The organism is Pseudomonas sp. CNPSo 3701, from assembly GCF_028674975.1.
Taxonomy (GTDB): Bacteria; Pseudomonadota; Gammaproteobacteria; order Pseudomonadales; family Pseudomonadaceae; genus Aquipseudomonas; species Aquipseudomonas straminea.
On record NZ_JAQZSI010000002.1, the window covers coordinates 236,659 to 253,580 of the forward strand.

Sequence of the window (16,922 nt, forward strand, 5' to 3'; positions counted from 1 at the left end):
ATGTCCATCGACAATGACCTGAAGAAAGAAGTTCTCACTCGTCTACTGCACGCGCATCCGGCAGGCCTGGGCAAAGAGGTGCTGGACAATTTCCGCGGCGAGTACGCGGTCGTGGACGTGCTCAGGCATCTGCACAAAGGCGGCCTGATCCACGATGGCAACCTATCCGAATCGGACGGCGAACTGTCCATCCATTACCCCATCAAGCTCAGCTCATCCGGCGTCGAGACGGCCAAGCAACTCGACGCCTGATCCGCCCCGCACTCCGTTCAATTTGCGCCGTTTCCCCTTCAAGGGGCAGCGGCGCAGCTGTTTCTGAGGCTCGCTCGAGAGACGCCGTATCGAATACCGGCAAATCCTGTAAACTCCCGCGCCGCGCGCAGCCGGGATGGCCATTGCAGAGCCCTCGCCTGTCTGCGCCAACGCCTTGGGCAACCAGCGCGGCGCTGCGTAGCGACTATTCAACACTTGCCGGAACACCTCTCGATGAAACACACCGCAACCTCCCTGTTGCTGGCGGGCAGCCTGCTGGCGCCTGTCCAGGCCATGGCCGATCTGCTGCTGTGGCAGGACAACAGCCTGACCTACCTCAACGGCATCGACTTCAAGGTCGATCCACCTCGCCAGCAGGCGCTGACCTTCGAGCACGCCAGCGGCTGGAGCTTCGGTGACCTGTTCCTCTTCGTCGACGGCATCAAGTACAACACCGACGCTACCAACGGTGCCGGTGACGGCCACACCTTCTACGGCGAGATCAGTCCGCGCTTGTCATTCGGCAAACTCAGCGGTGCAGACCTGTCCTTCGGTCCGGTCAAGGATGTGCTGCTGTCCGCTACCTACGAGTTCGGCGAGGACGATGTCGACGCCTATCTGCTGGGCCCGGCGGTGGATCTGGCGATTCCCGGCTTCGACTACTTCCAGCTCAATACCTACCTGCGCCGCCCGGACGGCAAGCGCGACGGCCGCAACGTGTGGCAGATCACGCCGGTGTGGAGCTACACAATCCCGGTCGGCCGCTCCGACCTGGTGATCGACGGTTTCATCGACTGGGTGGTGGACAACGACGACACCTACCATGCCAACCTGCACATCAACCCGCAGATCAAATATGACCTGGCCAAGGCCATGGGTTGGGGGCAGAAATTCTACGTTGGCGTCGAGTACGACTACTGGAAGCACAAGTACGGCATCGACAACGACAGCCCGCTCGGTGATGACGTGCTCGGTGGCACCAACCAGAGCGCCATCAGCCTGCTGGTCAAGGCGCACTTCTGATGCGCCGAGCTGGCCGTCGCCGTTGCGGCGGTCAGCCTTCCAGCAATACCCGAGCGGCCTGATCGGTGGCCAGTAGGCTGTATTGATGAAGACTCAAGTAGCGACCGTCCTTGTATTCGACATCGCGCAATGTGCCCTCAAAGCTGAAGCCCAGCTTCTCGGCCAGTCGCCAGCTCGCCACGTTCTCCGGCTCGATATCAAGGTGGATGCGGTGAACATTCATGACCACCAGAGCGTGGCGAAGAATGTGCGGCAAGGCCTGCTGCATAAGACCACGCTGCCAGTGATCCGGCAGCAGCCAATAACCCATCTCAATGCCCTGATGCTCATGACTCCAATTATTGAAGCCACAGGCGCCAATCAGCACATTCCGATCATTCGCCAGCGCCCACCAGATGCCCGCTTCGTCTGCCAGCAACTGCTCATACCACTGCATCTGCTCGCCAGCAGCGGCCAGGCTCGGATAGGAAACACCGTAATGGGCGATGACCTGCGGGTGCGATAACCCCGCGTAAACCTGCTTGATATCACCCGGGAGAATGCGCCGCAATCTGTAGCCAGCAAACGAGAATTCGGGAAATGCGGTAGTCGAGCTATCCATGCTTCACTGCTTGCACCGCATAGTGCGTATGAGGAGATAAAGATGCGTGGGCTTCGCATGAGCCGACGCTTGAAGTGGTGCCCCGAGCCGGAATCGAACCGGCAAGGCCTTGCGGCCGGCAGATTTTAAGTCTGCTGTGTTTACCAATTTCACCATCGGGGCGGCGAAATATGCGAGGGCAGGACTATATACGCCCCCACGCAGCGCCGCAACTTTAAAGCATGCAATAAAAAACCTCGTAAATCAGTGATCTACGAGGTTCTTACGGCAAGCTTGCCGATGCTTGATACGATCTGCGCAAGCGGTTACTTGCTGCTGCGACCCACTAGCAGACCAATCAGCAGACCGAAACCGGAGGCAACGGCGACCGAGGTCCAAGGATTGCTTTCGATACGGTCCTGAGCATTGCCGATGGTTTCACGGCCCAGCTCTACAGCCTCACGCCCCTTGTCGGTGATGGTGCCTTTGGCCTCGTTCAGCAACGCGATCACTTTCTCACGAGCCTCATGAGCCTTGTCGCCGGAAAACGACTCGGCATCACCCAGTGCTTTGCTGGCTTGGTCGAGAAGCTTCTTCAGTTCCTTGGCGCTTTCCTGTTGAAACTGATCCAGGCCGCTTTCAAGCGAAGTTTTACGTGCCATTGGCAAGTGCTCCATAACAGTGATTGACACTATCTAGGAGGCACAGCCAAACGGCAGAGTTCAGGCTTTTTACCCTTAATCCAGCTCACGCACTCAGGCATCGAGCGGAATAATACCGGTATGGGCCACATAGTCGCCTGCCATGCCGCGTACCCGCGCACGCAGATCAAAGGGCATGTCCGATCGGAAGGTGACTGCATGCCCGATCAACTGACCATTTTCGTCTACCCGCTCGCGTTCTTCCTGCATCCAGGTCTGCAGCTCGTCCTCCGTCAGGCCGAGCTCCTGAGCCAGCAGTGCATTGAAACGCTCGAGATCGTAGCCATCGAATTTTCCGCCGTCCATATCCTCGCCCTCCTCAGTTCGGTGTTGCTAACTGAGGCCGCCCAGATGAGTCGACAGTTCCACCAGTCTTGACCAATTGCTCAGGCCCGCTGCTCGGCGGTGCCGGAATTGAGCGTGCGCAGATCCTGTCGAAGCTGCATGACCAATTGCGAAATCTGCCGTGACGTGGACAGCTCGGCGCGGGAAATGCCGGTGACATTGAGATAGACCTGGGCGGTGACCGGGTCCCTGATCTGAATGGTCACCGACTCATTGCCATCGATGTAGCAACTGCATGCCAACGGCAGAAAGGCACACTCGACTATGTGACGCTGCTCGAGAACGGACATCATCCTGAATACTCCTTCCTCACATTGATGACGAATGGAGTCTAGCTGGCTCACAAAAACCAGCATGAGACATGTTGTCCCGTCCATCGGTTGGCCATAGCTGAGCGTGAATTACCAGTAGCGAGCTGCTGTGAACCCACTGCGCCACCCTCTCCCACCGTTCAGCGCCCATTCCGGGCTGCTGATAATCGACGATATGAACCATGGCACAGAAGGTCTCAGGCCCTGAACGCATACCCTAATTGGCGATGGAAACGATGGGAATGCCGAGTGACGTCAGACAAGGCTGTGTAGTCGCCTACTCAAGGTCGACTCCTCTACCATGCTGACCAAGCGCGGGCTGACCGGGAACTGCCAACTCAACCTCAGCTGGCGCCTGCAAATTAACCACCAGCCGAACATCAGGCGACGCACTCACGCACGGAAATCCAACGCTGGACGAGGAACGCCACGTGGAAAGTGCACTAGAAGAAACTTTTTTACCGCCAGCGGCCCGATCGTACCTTGGGCACAACGCCCTAGTGAGCGAGCACGATCAGCATGTTGGTGGGAGTAATCTGCGGCAGCAGTTGCCGAACATGGCTGGGCGTATCGATCTTGAAGAATACCCGGTAGCCGCTGCCATCCGGATAAGGCCACGAATGGGTCACCCAATTCGAAACCACGCTCTCGCAGAGGCCGATATCGGTGGCAATTTTCAACAGGGGAATATGAACAGTCATCACGAGTTCCTTCTCGATCATTCAGATAGTGATGCATACATCACGCTGCCGGACTTCCATGCCGGGCCTGGGTTGACAGGCAATATCACTATGCCACATTAGAGCGCGTATAATCATTATTTTTTGGAGCTGCAGCAAAGAGCTGCTTTTTGCCGAGGTGGCGCAGACCGTGGCCTATTAATTCGCTACCAATCGTCTGCCCGACTGAACTATCGCCGTAGCTACCATCAAATAGCTAGTATTACTCGATATGGAGGAACCAATCGTGAGCAAACCCATTTTCAACGCCCGCACCGCGGACAAGTTCGTTGTTCGTCTGCCAGATGGAATGCGCAAGCGCATTGAGGATCTGGCCAATGACAACTACACGAGCATGAACACCGAAATCATCCGCGCCATTGAGGCCCACCTGGAAGGCCAGGCCAGACAGACCCTGCTGATCGATGCGCTGGAAGCCAAGCTGAAAAGCGAACTGCAAACCGCGGCAAAGCCTGGCAAGAAAGCTCAGGAAGCCAATATCGACTACCTCGACGGTCTCAAGACTGGCACGCGCTGATCTACTCGATGCCGTTCGCACAGCTGTTTTCAAGCCCCGTCCTGCCGGGGCTTTTGTTTATATGGTTATCACTGCCTACTCGACCACTCTGAACAGGACATCACACGACGCGTCTAGTGTCGCCTAGGCTCTATTGCAGAGCCTTCTCGCCGCGCAAGCTTCGGAATTCATGCCCGAAAGTATCGGAACGCATCACTTTTCTGCAGGCACAAAAAAAGCCCCGTAGCCAATGGCTACGGGGCTTTGCGTTTGGAGGCTGAGGTCGGAATCGAACCGGCGTTCACGGATTTGCAATCCGGTGCATAACCACTCTGCTACTCAGCCTTAAACTGAACGGGCCGTACGTGACGGCCCGTTGAAACTGGAGCGGGAAACGAGACTCGAACTCGCGACCCCGACCTTGGCAAGGTCGTGCTCTACCAACTGAGCTATTCCCGCTTGTCTTGTCGACGGGCGCCATTCTATAGCTTCACAACGTCCAGTCAAGCCCTTGATTCAAAAAAGTTATTTCTTTTCGGCAGTGACACTCAGATGCGGCCAGGCAGCAAGCAGATACTGAGCCATCGACCACAGCGTAAGTGCTGCTGCAACGAGCAACAACACGTAGCCGACCAGCACCCACAAACCGAACACTGGCGGGTTGCCAAGGAGGATGACCAGCGCGAGCATCTGCGCGGCGGTCTTCCATTTACCGAGGTTGGATACTGCTACATGGGCCCTGGCCCCGAGCTCGGCCATCCATTCGCGCAGCGCAGATACGACGATCTCCCGCCCGATGATGATGGTCGCCGGCAATGTCAGCCACAGGTTCGCGTGCTCGGCCACCAGCAGTACCAGCGCGGTGGCGACCATCAGCTTGTCGGCAACAGGGTCTAAGAAGGCGCCAAACGGTGTGCTCTGCTCCCAGCGGCGCGCCAGGTAACCATCCAGCCAGTCGGTCACTGCCGCGAACGCAAAAACCGCACTGGCAGCCCAGTAGCTCCAAGAAAAAGGCATGTAGAACAACAGGATAAAGATCGGGATCAGCAGAACGCGGAGCACCGTGAGGAGGTTGGGGATATTCATCGGCTCAACTGGACGGTTAGGTGAGGCGGCATTCTACTCGCTGTGCAGTGCCGCATAAATCAAACCGGCTAGCTTTTTACTGATGCCGGGTGCTTTGGCGATTTCTTCCGTGCTGGCTCGGGACAACTCTTGCAGACCACCGAAATGATTGAGCAGTTCACGACGTCTTTTTGGCCCTACTCCTGCTACCTCCTCCAGGCTCGAAGTACGGCGCGCCTTGCCTCGACGCGCCCGGTGCCCGGTAATGGCAAAGCGGTGCGATTCGTCGCGAATCTGCTGGATCAGATGCAGGGCTGGTGAATTACCCGGCAGGGTGAATTCATGCTCGGCGTCATTCAGGTAAAGGGTTTCCAGACCGGGTTTGCGGGTGGTGCCTTTGGCCACACCCAGCAGTATCAGCGGCGGGACCTCAAGCTCGGTAAGCACCTCTCGCGCCATTGCCAGTTGGCCCTTGCCGCCGTCGACCAGCAGGATATCCGGCAGCTTGCCCTCGTTCTGCTTGACCTTGCTGAAGCGCCGGGTCAACGCCTGATGCATGGCCGCGTAGTCATCACCGCCGGTCACGCCTTCAATGTTGTAGCGCCGGTAGTCCGACTTGATCGGGCCTTCAGGGCCGAACACCACGCAGGAGGCGACTGTCGCCTCACCGCTGGAATGGCTGATATCGAAGCACTCCAGGCGCTGCGGCACCTCACCCATATCCAGCGCTTCGGCCAACGCATCGAAACGCCCGGCCATGTGCTCGCGGTTGGCCAGTCTGGCTCCCAGTGCCTGCTCGGCATTGGTGACCGCCAGTGCCTGCCATCGTGCACGCGTACCACGAACCCGGTAGCTGATGGCCAGCTCACGACCGCGTAGCTCCTGAATGGCCGCAATCAACACGGGATAGTCTTCATGAGGCGCATTGACGATCAGTTCGCTCGGCAAGTCCCGCTCGTGACTGCCGAGGTAATATTGGCCGAGAAAGGCGACGAGTACGTCCTGCGCCTCCTCTTCGATCGCTACCTGGGGGAAGAAATTCTTGCTGCCCAGCACCCGCCCGCCACGCACGCTGATCAGGTGCACGCAGGCGCCGCCTGGGTTGACCATTGCGGCGATGATGTCGACATCGCCGCTACCGCCCTCCATGCTCTGCTGGTCCTGGACGCGGCGCAGCAAGGCCATCTGATCACGCAGCTCGGCGGCCTTTTCGAAATCCAGCGCGGCGGACGCCTGCTGCATGCTGGCGGATAGCTCGGCATTCAGGGCATTGCTGCGCCCTTCCAGAAACATCACCGAGTGACGCACGTCCTCAGCATATTCAGCCGGCTCGACCAGGCCTACGCACGGTGCCTTGCAGCGCTTGATCTGATACTGCAGGCACGGGCGTGTGCGATTGCGGTAATAGCTGTCCTCACACTGACGGACCAGAAAGGTCTTCTGCAACAACGCCAGGCTTTCGCGGATCGCGCCAGCACTGGGATAGGGGCCGAAATAGCGACCTTTGCGATTCTTCGCGCCACGGTGGATGTCCAGGCGCGGGTAATCGCCGTCAGACAGGAACACGTAGGGGTAGGATTTATCGTCACGCAGCAGGATGTTGTACGGCGGGCGCCATTCCTTGATCAGCGTCTGCTCGAGCAATAGCGCTTCGGTTTCGTTGCCGGTAATGGTGGTTTCCACTTGGGCGATCTTGCCCACCAGCGCCATGGTCTTGGTCGCCAAACCGGTCTTACGAAAGTAGCTGGAGAGTCGTTTCTTGAGGTTTTTCGCCTTACCGACGTACAGCAGATTGCCGCTCGCGTCGAACATGCGGTAGACGCCCGGGCGCCCACTGCAGGTGGCAAGGAAGGCACTGGAATCGAACACTGGGGTCACTTCAGCTGGTGGCATCGACCATGCCATGACGGACGGCGAGCAGCGCCAGCTCTACATCGCTGGTGATCGCAAGCTTCTCGAAGATCCGGTAGCGGTAGGTATTCACCGTCTTGGGCGACAGGCATAGCTTATCGGAGATGCTCTGTACCTTCTGGCAGCCGGCAATCATAAGTGCGATCTGGATTTCACGTTCGGAAAGCAGGTCGAATGGCGAGTTGCTGCTCTGCGGCTGAAAGGATTTCAGCGCCAGTTGCTGGGCGATCTGCGGACTGATGAAACGCTGCCCGGCAAATACCATGCGAATCGCCTGGACCATTTCTTCAAGGCCGGCCCCCTTGGTCAGGTAGCCGGCGGCCCCAGCCTGTAGCAACCGAGTGGGGAAAGGATCCTCTTCGCACACGGTAACGGCAACAACCTTGAGATCAGGATGGCTGCGCATCAGCTTGCGGGTCGCTTCAAGGCCGCCGATGCCGGGCATCTTCACGTCCATTAACACGACATCGGGCTTGAGTTCGCGGACCTTTTTCAGCGCCTCTTCGCCAGAGCTTGCTTGGCCAATGACCTGCAGGCCCTCAATGTCGGCCAGCATGCGCGAGATACCCGTACGAACGAGGTCGTGATCATCGACAACCAATACCTTAATCAAACGAACACCTCGTACCTGCGCGAGCGCCGCACCGCGACTAACTGAGAGAAATGCACAATAACAAAAAACCTGGCAGGTGAGTTAGCGGTACGCGCCAAATTACAAGCGCCAAACAAGCTGCCGCTCATTGAAAGTGCTACTCGCTCTCCTATGCTCACCAACCTACATCATGCATCTCGTGCCCATAACCACATCGTCAAATCATGTTCCTCATTGAGCTGCGCAACAGAAGAGAAATAACGCATCACTGCTCGATAATTTATTCGGAACGCCCCAGCACAAGCACCGCTCTGAATTTACAGACAGTGCACCACACCGAGGGCTTTACAATGGATATGCTTATCAAGCAGCTGAAGACCGTAACCGCCGGGCGTTATCACATCGTTACCGAAACCTCTGCCGAGGGACTGCAGGTCGACTGCCTAGACCTCCAATGCAACCTGGTGGCAACGCGTCGCCTGACAGCGGCCCAGCTGCAAAACAAGATTCTGATGACCGCGGTGTATGCCGATTTGAAGGGCACGCTGGGCTATTGAGGCAACGATTCAGCGCTTTCAAGCGCGGCCCCATGCATTAGAGCCGCGCTTAAGCCGCTAACTTTCACGCAACCGCCCTCCTCGCCTTATCCCCTCTATTTGCCTGACAAGCGCTTCGTCACTTGTAGCCACACCGATTGTGGTGCCCTTTGGTCGCCGTGCAAACGTGACTGAACGGTCGCACAAATAGCCTGAACGAAGCTGAAAATCGCCGATTCTATTCAGATCATGCACAGCGTTTGTGTCGCTGCAGCGATGCGCTCTGAATAGATATAGGAATGACATGACCATGATCTGGATAACACTCGGCATTGCCCTTTCTATCGCCTCATTACTGGGCGCAGGCATCTATTCGCTTCTGCAAATCCTTGGCGAATTCAGTCAGAACTGAAAATCACAGCGGCAGCGACTCTGGACGTTCGCTGCAAGCCAAACAGCAGGCGAAAAAAAGCCCGGCAGAAGCCGGGCTTTTTTAAAGATGGTGGAGGGCCAGGGATTCGAACCCTGGGAACGCTATTAACGTTCGCCGGTTTTCAAGACCGGTGCATTCAACCGCTCTGCCAACCCTCCAGGTCGACACGAAATGCCTCGGCTCGCCGAAACATTCCTTTGCAACCTTGCAGGCTGCGGGCGGCATCTTACCGGAACGCAACACACTGTCAAACACTCTGACTTGGCAGCACCTAAGGCTCTGTTAAGATGCTTCTCGACCCTTGGTCACTGACCAATAGCATTCACTAGGAGTGTCGCCATGCGCGAACAAGATTACGCACATAGCCCTACACGGGTTGAACAAACCGCAGTCAGCAGCGTTCTGCGCAACACATACGGTTTGCTGGCTCTCACCCTGGCATTCAGTGGCATCGTAGCGTTCATGGCGCAACGCGCCAACGTTCCTTACCCGAATATCTTCGTGGTGCTGATCGGCTTCTACGGCCTGTTCTTCCTTACCGCCAAGCTGCGTGACTCCGGCTGGGGCATCCTGTCGACATTCGCCCTCACCGGCTTCATGGGTTACACCCTGGGCCCGATCCTCAACCGTTACTTGGGTATGGCCAACGGCGCTGAAGTCGTCAGCTCGGCGTTCATGATGACCGCGTTGGTGTTCTGCGGCCTGTCGGCTTACGTGCTGACCACCCGCAAGGACATGAGCTTCCTGAGCGGTTTCATCACCGCTGGCTTCTTCGTTCTGCTGGGCGCGGTACTGGCCAGCTTCTTCTTCCAGATCAGCGGCCTGCAACTGGCAATCAGCGCCGGCTTCGTGCTGTTCTCCTCGGCCTGCATCCTGTTCCAGACCAGCGCGATCATCCATGGCGGTGAGCGTAACTACATCATGGCGACCATCAGCCTGTACGTATCGATCTACAACCTGTTCGTCAGCCTGCTGCAGATCTTCGGCATCATGGGCGGCGATGACTGATCGTCACCGCCCACAAAAAAACCGCCTTGATGGCGGTTTTTTTATGATCAGGAAAAATTACTGCTGAGCCTTTTGGCGCATGCCCTTGAGCGTGTTGAAGGGCGCTTCGACCACGAACTTGTTGGACAGCCAGGAAGGCACGCTGCCACCTGGGTCGGTGTGCGCTTCGTACACCACCTCGACCATGCCGTCGGGCTTGGGCGTCATGGTCCAGCGACCTTCCACACTGGCAACGCGCACGTAGCCTTTTTCCTCAGGCTGATAATTCGGCACGCCGTGCAGGGTACGGGTCACGCTGCCATCGGCACCCTGCTCGGTGGTGACTTCGATGATCGAATCCCGCGGCGTCACCGGCCATGGCGTGTTGAAGCGGGTGTAGGTCCAGCTCTTGTCACCTTCGTGCTTGATCAGTCGCTGCTCCTGGCACTCGTGGATCCACGCGCATGCCCCCACCACATCTTCCTGCAGCGCTCTGAGCTTGGCCACATCGCTCTTGATCAGCGTGACACCGCGGTAAGCCTTGTAAGGAGAGCCGGCCACTTCGCTGAGGTAGACCTTGATGCCCTCCTCGTCTTTGGCCAGGCGCCAGTCTTCGGCATGGGCGGCAGACGCAATACACAGCGCCGCACTTGCTAGCAACAAACGGGTCAACGACATTTTTGTTCTCCGGGGTAGGTCTGTATAGCTTCAGACGGTGGTCGCCGTGACATCTTCCAGCCAGGCCAGCAGGCGGATGGCTTCTTCACGGCTATTACCGCAGACAGCGGAATCGGCTGAAAATGCGGCGCATACGGTAGGTCGGTCATGCCGGCCAAAAATCGAGCAAAGGTTATCCGCAGCCAGATTCACGCAGCGCTCGCCGGCAGCCTTGCCATTGGGCATACCGGGAATAAATGAACTGATCGACGGGGAAATACAGCAGGCGCCACAACCAGGACGGCATTGCATGGAAAGGACCTCGAACAGGGGCACGCAGAAACGCGGCGATTCTAGCTTGCCGTTTTGCCGACCGGCAGCCCCTGTAATCAGTTCAGCTCGAAGCGAATGCTAAAGCGCGACCCTTTTCCCGGCTGGCTTGCGACTTCCAGTTCGGCGCCCAGCACATCAACCGCCAGCTGATGCGTGATGTGCAGGCCCAAACCAGTACCACCCTGGCCTCGGCGTGTAGTGAAGAAAGGGTCGAATATCTTGGCCTGCAACTCTTCATCCATACCCCGGCCGTCGTCGATTACCTCGATGGCGCACTGCCCTTGCGCCTCATCGATCTGAGCACGAACGGTAACCACGCCTTTCACGCCAGGGCCGAAGGCGTGAACCAGCGCATTGTCGACGAGATTCTGTACGATCTGCCCGAGGGGCCCCGGGTAGCTGTCCAGTAGCTGATTCGGCGCCACCTGCACCACGACTCGGTGCTCGCCCTGGCGCAGCTTTGGCTGTAACAGCAACACCACCTCATCCACCAGCTCGCGCAGATCGAAACGTCGCCGCTCGGTACTGGCACGGTCGGTGGCCAGTTGCTTGAAGGCGCGGGTCAACTGCGACATGCGCTCAAGGCTGATGAGAATGATGCTCAGGCCGTCGTCAGTGCGCTGAACGAAACGCTCCAGAGTGGTGCGTTTAAGACCCTCGCGCATCGCGATCTGAAATTCCTGACTGGCTCTCTCCAGGGTCGAAGCAGCCACGCTGGCAGCGCCAATCGGCGTATTCAGCTCATGGGCGACGCCGGCTACCATGGTGCCGAGCGACGACAGTTTTTCCGCCTGCAATAGCGCACGGCGGGTACGCTGCAATTGCTCGACGGTGCGTTGCAATTGCTCGTTGCTAGCGCTCAGCGCTCGGCTGCTCACATGCAAATCGTGCTCAGCCCGCAGCCGCTCTGCCTCGTCGATCGCACGGCGCACGCTGATCAACAGCCCCACGCCCTGCAGCACGCAAAAGAACAGCAGGACACGCCATAGTACGCCCCAACGCAACTCGCTGAGATTAAGAGCAGGTAGATGAGACAGCAGTAACCAATGATCCGCGTCGTTGGAGGTCGCCGAACCGGCATCGCCGGGCCGAAAATGGCTGTAGGCCCAGAACCCAGCTGGGTCGATGAACGAGCCGCGCTGCTCCTCCTGCAAGCGTCTCCAGCTCGAAGGCTGCTGACTGGCGAGGGTCAGTTCGGGCTTGCCCAGTAGAAAGCCCCAGGCGTGTTCGGGACGCTCGCCAAGCATCCAGTAACCTTCATGATCGAGCAGTTGCAGGGAGCCGCCATAGGCTACCGAGGTTTCACGCAGACGCTGGAGCAGCCGCTCGGCACGATAGTCTAGGATCAGCACACCGCGCCGCTCGCCACGCTCGCTGAAAACCGGCACTGCTGCACGCAGGATCGGCTCTATGGATTCTACGGAACCGTCAGGTCGATAACGGCGCTCCACATCGAAGCGCGACAGATACGATTCACCTTTGTAGAGGTGCATGGTTTCCACGAAGTAATAGGCGGCAGAGTCATTCTGCAGATCTGCCTCGGCAACCTGCTGCGCCTCACCAGAGACACTGTCGACGCGGACCCGCTCCAGGCCCTTCTCGTCGAGCCAGCGAATATGCTGATAGGTACCGCGGCTATCGGAAAATTCAGCGAACAGCTCGCTCAGCGACGCCAAACTTTCGGCCGATTCTTGCCTCAAGAGCTGATCGAGCAAGGGCTGCTGGCTGAGAAACTGCAGATCACCACGCAAGCTGGACAGATGACGCTCCAGCACCGCCACACCCTCGTTAAGGCTATCGGTCTGCGCCTCGAGCAGTGGTTCCAGCCGGTCATTGAGCATGCGGTCATAGAGCAGCAGGCTGAGCACGATGATGAGCAGCGACCAAGGCAGAAACAGCACCAGCAGGTTGCGCGGCAGCGGTTTGGCGAGCGCATTTCGCCAGTCGGCGATGCGCCCCATCACCGCGACGAATGCTCGCCCAGCCAGCTCAACAGCCGCTCGAGCGACATTGGCCTGGCGAATAGATATCCCTGGGCCTCCAGGCAATCATGACGTTTCAACCATTGGACCTGGTGCTGGTTCTCAACACCCTCGGCGATCACCGTCATACCAACGCGCCGCGCAATCTGGATGATCGCTTCGGCGATCGCCTGGCCCTCATCCTCTGCGCGCAGCTCTTCGACAAAACTGCGATCGATCTTCAGGCGATCAGCCGGCAACTGGCGCAGGTAACTGAGCGAGGAAAAGCCGGTGCCGAAATCGTCGATGGCGACCTTGACGCCCATGGCGCGCAACGCCAGCAGTTGCTCGCAGACCTGTTCGAACGAGCGCATGGCCACCGATTCGGTGATTTCGAGCTCGACCTGGCTTGCACTTACCCCGGCGGCCTCCAGGTGCAGCGTGAAGCGCGCGATGAAATCGCGCTGCAGCAACTGGCTGGCCGACACGTTGATTGCCACTCTGACATGACCGAACCCCGCCTCGTCCAGGCGCCGCGCCGCCTGTAAGGCCAGACGCATGAGCAGGTCGCCCAAGGGCAGGATGTAACCGGTGGCCTCGGCCAGCGGAATGAACTCCAGTGGCGGTATCGCCTTGCCGTCGGGCTGGTACCAGCGTGCAAGAGCCTCGACGCCAGTGACCACCCCGCTGCGCATATCTACCTGGGGTTGCAACTCGATGCTGATCAAGTCGCTGGCCACGGCGTCACGTAGCGCCAGCAAAAGGCGAAACGATTCGGCGTGGGCGCTCTGCAACCGACGGTCGTGTACCACATGCTGGTCGTGGCCCAGCTGTTTGGCCTGCTTGAGGGTCAGCCGTGCGTCCTGCAGGGCCACGCTGGCGGTGTCGTCGAAATCGCGCAGATAGAGCGTGACAGTGCTCAGGCTATGCACCTGCCCCAACTCATAAGGCCGGTTGGGCCTCCGGAATAGTGCCACTATGTCCTCGGCACGCACCTGCTCCTCAGGGCCTAGCACTGCGAACAGGTCGTCGCGAATCCGTGCGATCAGCACATTGCCATCGAAGGCATCGCGCAGACGGTTGGCTACCAGGCCGAGAATGAAATCACCGTAGCCGGTGCCGAAAGCGGTATTGGCCCCGGAGAAATTGTCGATATCGAGCAGCACCAGCACACGATCAGCCTTGTTTGGGCTACTCAGCGTCATGTCTAGCATGCGAATCAAGGCGTTGCGGTTGGGGATCTTCAGCAAGTCGTCCTGGTAGGCCATCTCTTCCAGGCGGCTGAACAACGCAACGTTGTAAAGGCCGCGGCTGATACTGGCGCTGAACACTTCGAGCAGTTCCAGTTCGGTGTCGTCCAGCGTCCGTTCGGTGGCCACGTAGCAGGCGTAATCGGCGCCAGCCTGGAAGCGCGGAAAGAACAATACGGTGCAATCGTCAAAGCGCAAGGTGCTCTGCTTTTGCAGGCTGCAGCGCAGCGCACTGGCCACCGCTTCATCTCCCAGACTACTGAGGTTACCGTCGATGGAGCCATAGAAACGCCCACTGGCGCTGATCACGTGCGCATCGGGCAGTTCACCCGGAACGGAATCATGGGCTTTGACGCAGACAATCCCTTCAGCCTGCAGATCGAGCAGCGAGGCGATTTCGGAAAGAATCTTGGCCGACAACTCCCGGGTGTTCTTCGAGCAGAACAGCGCATTGCTGGACTCGACGATCATCTGCAGGCCGCGGCGCGCTCGGGCCATGGCCTTGAGCTGTGAATAGCTGCGCAGCCCGGCGGTGAGCACCGTGCGTAAACGCTCCGAGCTGAGTTCGTTCTTGGACCAGTAGTCGTTGATGTCGTAGTCACGCATCACGCTCTGCACCGGCGCCATGCCGGGTTCGCCGGTCAGCAGCACGATGCGGATCTCGGCATTGCCGATGACCTCGCGCAGAGTCTTGACCAGGCGCAGGCCTGCGTCTTCGGTTTCCATCACCACATCGAGCAGGACCAGGGCGAAATCCTGCTGCTCGGCCAGCAGCATGGCCGCCTCGCGGTTGCTGAATGCCTGCTGTATCTCGACACGCCGCCCAAGGATGTCCATTTCGCCGATCGCGAAGGCGGTCGCGCGCTGGAAGTCCGGGTCATCATCAACGGTCAGAATGCGCCACGCCGGGTGAGCGCTGTCAGCCACCGGCTCGTCATCTGAAAACACCACGGAATCATCCATGAACCACACTCACCTTTCATTAGGTATGAAGAAGCACGGCCTGCCGTGCGCAAGTATAGCCATCGGCAGAAAGACACAATGTCCATGATGGCATTTAGTAATGGCACGAATCGCACCACCTGTCGGTCTGAGCAAGGTGAAGCGAACGGCAGCAGGCAAGGAGAGGCAATGGCGTACTGGCTGGTCATCGACCTAGAGGCCACGACCGAAGAAGGCGGCTGGCCAGTCGAACATATGGAGATCATCGAGATCGGTGCCAGCCTGGTGGACGCCGGCGGACACGAAATCGATCATTTTCAGCGCTTCGTGCGCCCGCTGCGTCGCCCCAAGCTGACCCGGTTCTGCCGACAGCTGACCCATATCAGCCAGGCGGATGTGGACAGCGCCGTCACGCTGCCAGTGCTGTGGCCGCAATTCGAGCGCTGGCTGGATCCCTACCACGCACGTCTACGAGGCTGGTGCAGCTGGGGCGACTACGATCGCCAGCAACTGGAGCAGGACTGGCACCAGCACGACCTGGCCAGCCACCTGCAAACCCTGCCACACATGAATCTGAAACAGCGATTCGCCAAGGCCCGCCAATTGGCACGGCCGGTCGGGCTGAATGCGGCGCTGCAACTGGCAGGCATCAGTTTCACTGGCCAGCAGCATCGCGCCCTCAATGACGCGCGCAATACCGCCCGCCTGCTGCCTCTGGTGATCACCGAACGCGGCAGCACGCGCAATACGTGACGCCGCCGAACGCCTTGGGCATACTTGCCAGCCCTTTATTCTGCCGCTCACGAGGATGCACATGTTCAAGGTCAACGAGTATTTCGACGGTACCGTCAAATCCATCGCGTTCGGCATGGCAGAAGGCCCGGCCACGATTGGCGTGATGGCAGCAGGCGAATACGAGTTTGGCACCAGCCAACTGGAGGTCATGCACGTGATCGCAGGCGCCCTGACCGTCAAACTGCCTGGCAGCGACAGCTGGGAAACCTTCACTGCCGGTAGCCGCTTCACCGTGCCGGCAGACAGCAAGTTCCAGCTCAAGGTCGAGCAGGACACCGCCTACCTGTGCGAATACCGCTGACAGGTCTCGCGGCATGAAAAAAGCCCGGCCAAGTGCCGGGCTTTTTTGCATCTATCCGTCGGGCTATCCACTCAGACGCGCAACTCCATACCTTCCTTGAGAAAACGCGGCGCTATATAGCGCTCGAAATGCGCTTCGGAGAGCAGGAAGAATTCGCGGTCGATGGCGTCACGCAGGTCTGGTAGCTCCCAGTCGCGAAATTCCGGCAGAAGTACGATGCCGTAAGCTTCCAGCTGGGTGATCACCCGGGCGCCGCGGGCCAGCAACTGATAAGCCCAGCAATAAGGTGATTGCTGGGGCAGGAAGCGAATCTGTCGCTGCTGCAGTTGCTTGAGTAGCAAAGCCTCATCGAACACCTCAAGCTTGGCGGTCATCACCTGCACCAGCAACATTTCCAGGCGCGTCCACACCGACTGTTTTTCCTCGTCGCTGTAGCCATTCCAGTTGATCACCTCATGATGGAAGCGCTTGCAGCCGCGGCATACAGTATCGCCGAAAACCGTGGAGCAAAGGCCTATGCAAGGCGTCTTGATACGTTGATTGGGCATGCGTTGAATCGACACACAGAACAATAAGGCGTGCATCTTAGCCCTTTGTCTAATAGGGATCACCCCAGAGGCCGATGGGTCTTTCACTTAACTTCGCCAGAAGATTCGGCTAGAATCAGCGCGCCTTGCGAAAGGCGCCAATGTCCGTTGGAAGCTGTTTTCA

General features: G+C 58.5%; 20 protein-coding genes and 4 tRNA genes. 7 read left to right on the top strand and 17 right to left on the bottom strand.

Annotated features, from left to right (window positions below; genetic code table 11):
- On the top strand, positions 1-252 hold the full coding sequence (locus PVA39_RS07895; protein ID WP_093504589.1) for a hypothetical protein: 252 nt from the start codon (positions 1-3) through the stop codon (positions 250-252).
- A 234-nt stretch (positions 253-486) separates the two neighbouring features.
- A complete protein-coding gene (locus PVA39_RS07900; protein WP_274123612.1) occupies positions 487-1,275 on the top strand; it encodes an outer membrane protein OmpK in 789 nt (262 codons plus the stop codon).
- 31 nt (positions 1,276-1,306) lie between these two features.
- On the opposite strand, the gene PVA39_RS07905 is transcribed toward PVA39_RS07900, so the two are convergent.
- The 6 genes from PVA39_RS07905 to PVA39_RS07930 all read right to left on the bottom strand — a co-directional run bounded on the left by PVA39_RS07905 (position 1,307) and on the right by PVA39_RS07930 (position 3,913).
- Positions 1,307-1,876: a GNAT family N-acetyltransferase gene (locus PVA39_RS07905; protein ID WP_274123614.1), complete on the bottom strand. Its 570-nt coding sequence runs from the start codon at positions 1,874-1,876 to the stop codon at positions 1,307-1,309.
- Positions 1,877-1,951: 75 nt separating this feature from the next.
- Positions 1,952-2,038, bottom strand: a tRNA-Leu gene (locus PVA39_RS07910).
- 143 nt (positions 2,039-2,181) lie between these two features.
- Positions 2,182-2,517, bottom strand: a complete 336-nt coding sequence (locus PVA39_RS07915; protein ID WP_013791518.1) for a DUF883 family protein — start codon at positions 2,515-2,517, stop codon at positions 2,182-2,184.
- A gap of 93 nt (positions 2,518-2,610) precedes the next feature.
- Entirely contained in the window at positions 2,611-2,862 is a 252-nt protein-coding gene (locus PVA39_RS07920) for a hypothetical protein (protein ID WP_093504583.1), read from the bottom strand.
- An 80-nt stretch (positions 2,863-2,942) separates the two neighbouring features.
- On the bottom strand, positions 2,943-3,194 hold the full coding sequence (locus PVA39_RS07925; protein WP_093504581.1) for a DUF1652 domain-containing protein: 252 nt from the start codon (positions 3,192-3,194) through the stop codon (positions 2,943-2,945).
- A 515-nt stretch (positions 3,195-3,709) separates the two neighbouring features.
- Positions 3,710-3,913, bottom strand: a complete 204-nt coding sequence (locus PVA39_RS07930) for a hypothetical protein (protein WP_274123615.1) — start codon at positions 3,911-3,913, stop codon at positions 3,710-3,712.
- Positions 3,914-4,178: 265 nt separating this feature from the next.
- On the opposite strand from PVA39_RS07930, the gene PVA39_RS07935 reads away from it, so the two are divergent.
- Positions 4,179-4,469 carry an Arc family DNA-binding protein gene (locus tag PVA39_RS07935; protein WP_013791523.1) on the top strand — a complete coding sequence of 97 codons (291 nt, stop codon included), beginning with the start codon at positions 4,179-4,181 and terminating at the stop codon, positions 4,467-4,469.
- Positions 4,470-4,719: 250 nt separating this feature from the next.
- Here the strand turns inward: PVA39_RS07935 and PVA39_RS07940 are convergent.
- The 5 genes from PVA39_RS07940 to gacA form a co-directional block, all read right to left on the bottom strand.
- Positions 4,720-4,793: transfer RNA gene (locus PVA39_RS07940), tRNA-Cys, on the bottom strand.
- A gap of 38 nt (positions 4,794-4,831) precedes the next feature.
- Positions 4,832-4,907, bottom strand: a tRNA-Gly gene (locus tag PVA39_RS07945).
- 66 nt (positions 4,908-4,973) lie between these two features.
- Positions 4,974-5,534, bottom strand: a complete 561-nt coding sequence (gene pgsA, locus PVA39_RS07950) for a CDP-diacylglycerol--glycerol-3-phosphate 3-phosphatidyltransferase (RefSeq protein ID WP_093504579.1) — start codon at positions 5,532-5,534, stop codon at positions 4,974-4,976.
- A 33-nt stretch (positions 5,535-5,567) separates the two neighbouring features.
- Entirely contained in the window at positions 5,568-7,391 is a 1,824-nt protein-coding gene (uvrC, locus tag PVA39_RS07955) for an excinuclease ABC subunit UvrC (protein ID WP_274123809.1), read from the bottom strand.
- Between the two features lies 1 nt (position 7,392).
- Positions 7,393-8,037 carry a response regulator transcription factor GacA gene (gene gacA / locus PVA39_RS07960; RefSeq protein ID WP_147177636.1) on the bottom strand — a complete coding sequence of 215 codons (645 nt, stop codon included), beginning with the start codon at positions 8,035-8,037 and terminating at the stop codon, positions 7,393-7,395.
- Positions 8,038-8,366: 329 nt separating this feature from the next.
- Here gacA and PVA39_RS07965 point away from each other — a divergent pair, with 329 nt between their 5' ends.
- On the top strand, positions 8,367-8,573 hold the full coding sequence (locus PVA39_RS07965; protein ID WP_074888029.1) for a hypothetical protein: 207 nt from the start codon (positions 8,367-8,369) through the stop codon (positions 8,571-8,573).
- Between the two features lie 479 nt (positions 8,574-9,052).
- Here the strand turns inward: PVA39_RS07965 and PVA39_RS07970 are convergent.
- Positions 9,053-9,143 (bottom strand) — tRNA-Ser (locus tag PVA39_RS07970).
- 181 nt (positions 9,144-9,324) lie between these two features.
- On the opposite strand from PVA39_RS07970, the gene PVA39_RS07975 reads away from it, so the two are divergent.
- Positions 9,325-9,993, top strand: a complete 669-nt coding sequence (locus PVA39_RS07975) for a Bax inhibitor-1/YccA family protein (RefSeq protein WP_013791529.1) — start codon at positions 9,325-9,327, stop codon at positions 9,991-9,993.
- 57 nt (positions 9,994-10,050) lie between these two features.
- Here the strand turns inward: PVA39_RS07975 and PVA39_RS07980 are convergent, their stop codons facing one another.
- From PVA39_RS07980 to PVA39_RS07995, 4 genes are all read right to left on the bottom strand, one after another.
- Positions 10,051-10,650, bottom strand: a complete 600-nt coding sequence (locus PVA39_RS07980; protein WP_274123616.1) for an START domain-containing protein — start codon at positions 10,648-10,650, stop codon at positions 10,051-10,053.
- Positions 10,651-10,680: 30 nt separating this feature from the next.
- Entirely contained in the window at positions 10,681-10,941 is a 261-nt protein-coding gene (locus PVA39_RS07985) for a YkgJ family cysteine cluster protein (RefSeq protein WP_274123810.1), read from the bottom strand.
- Between the two features lie 77 nt (positions 10,942-11,018).
- Positions 11,019-12,923: a sensor histidine kinase gene (locus tag PVA39_RS07990; RefSeq protein WP_274123617.1), complete on the bottom strand. Its 1,905-nt coding sequence runs from the start codon at positions 12,921-12,923 to the stop codon at positions 11,019-11,021.
- On the bottom strand, positions 12,923-15,136 hold the full coding sequence (locus PVA39_RS07995; protein WP_274123619.1) for an EAL domain-containing response regulator: 2,214 nt from the start codon (positions 15,134-15,136) through the stop codon (positions 12,923-12,925). The genes PVA39_RS07990 and PVA39_RS07995 overlap by 1 nt, the downstream gene beginning before the upstream one ends.
- A gap of 168 nt (positions 15,137-15,304) precedes the next feature.
- Between PVA39_RS07995 and PVA39_RS08000 the strand changes: the two genes are divergently transcribed.
- Together PVA39_RS08000 and ppnP are read left to right on the top strand one after the other, a co-directional pair.
- Positions 15,305-15,868, top strand: coding sequence for an exonuclease domain-containing protein (locus PVA39_RS08000; protein WP_274123620.1), 564 nt, complete (start codon positions 15,305-15,307; stop codon positions 15,866-15,868).
- 61 nt (positions 15,869-15,929) lie between these two features.
- Positions 15,930-16,211: a pyrimidine/purine nucleoside phosphorylase gene (gene ppnP / locus PVA39_RS08005; RefSeq protein ID WP_013791535.1), complete on the top strand. Its 282-nt coding sequence runs from the start codon at positions 15,930-15,932 to the stop codon at positions 16,209-16,211.
- A gap of 71 nt (positions 16,212-16,282) precedes the next feature.
- On the opposite strand, the gene PVA39_RS08010 is transcribed toward ppnP, so the two are convergent.
- Complete coding sequence (locus tag PVA39_RS08010; RefSeq protein WP_274123621.1) at positions 16,283-16,759, bottom strand: DUF1289 domain-containing protein; 477 nt, start codon at positions 16,757-16,759, stop codon at positions 16,283-16,285.
- Positions 16,760-16,922 lie beyond the last annotated feature (163 nt).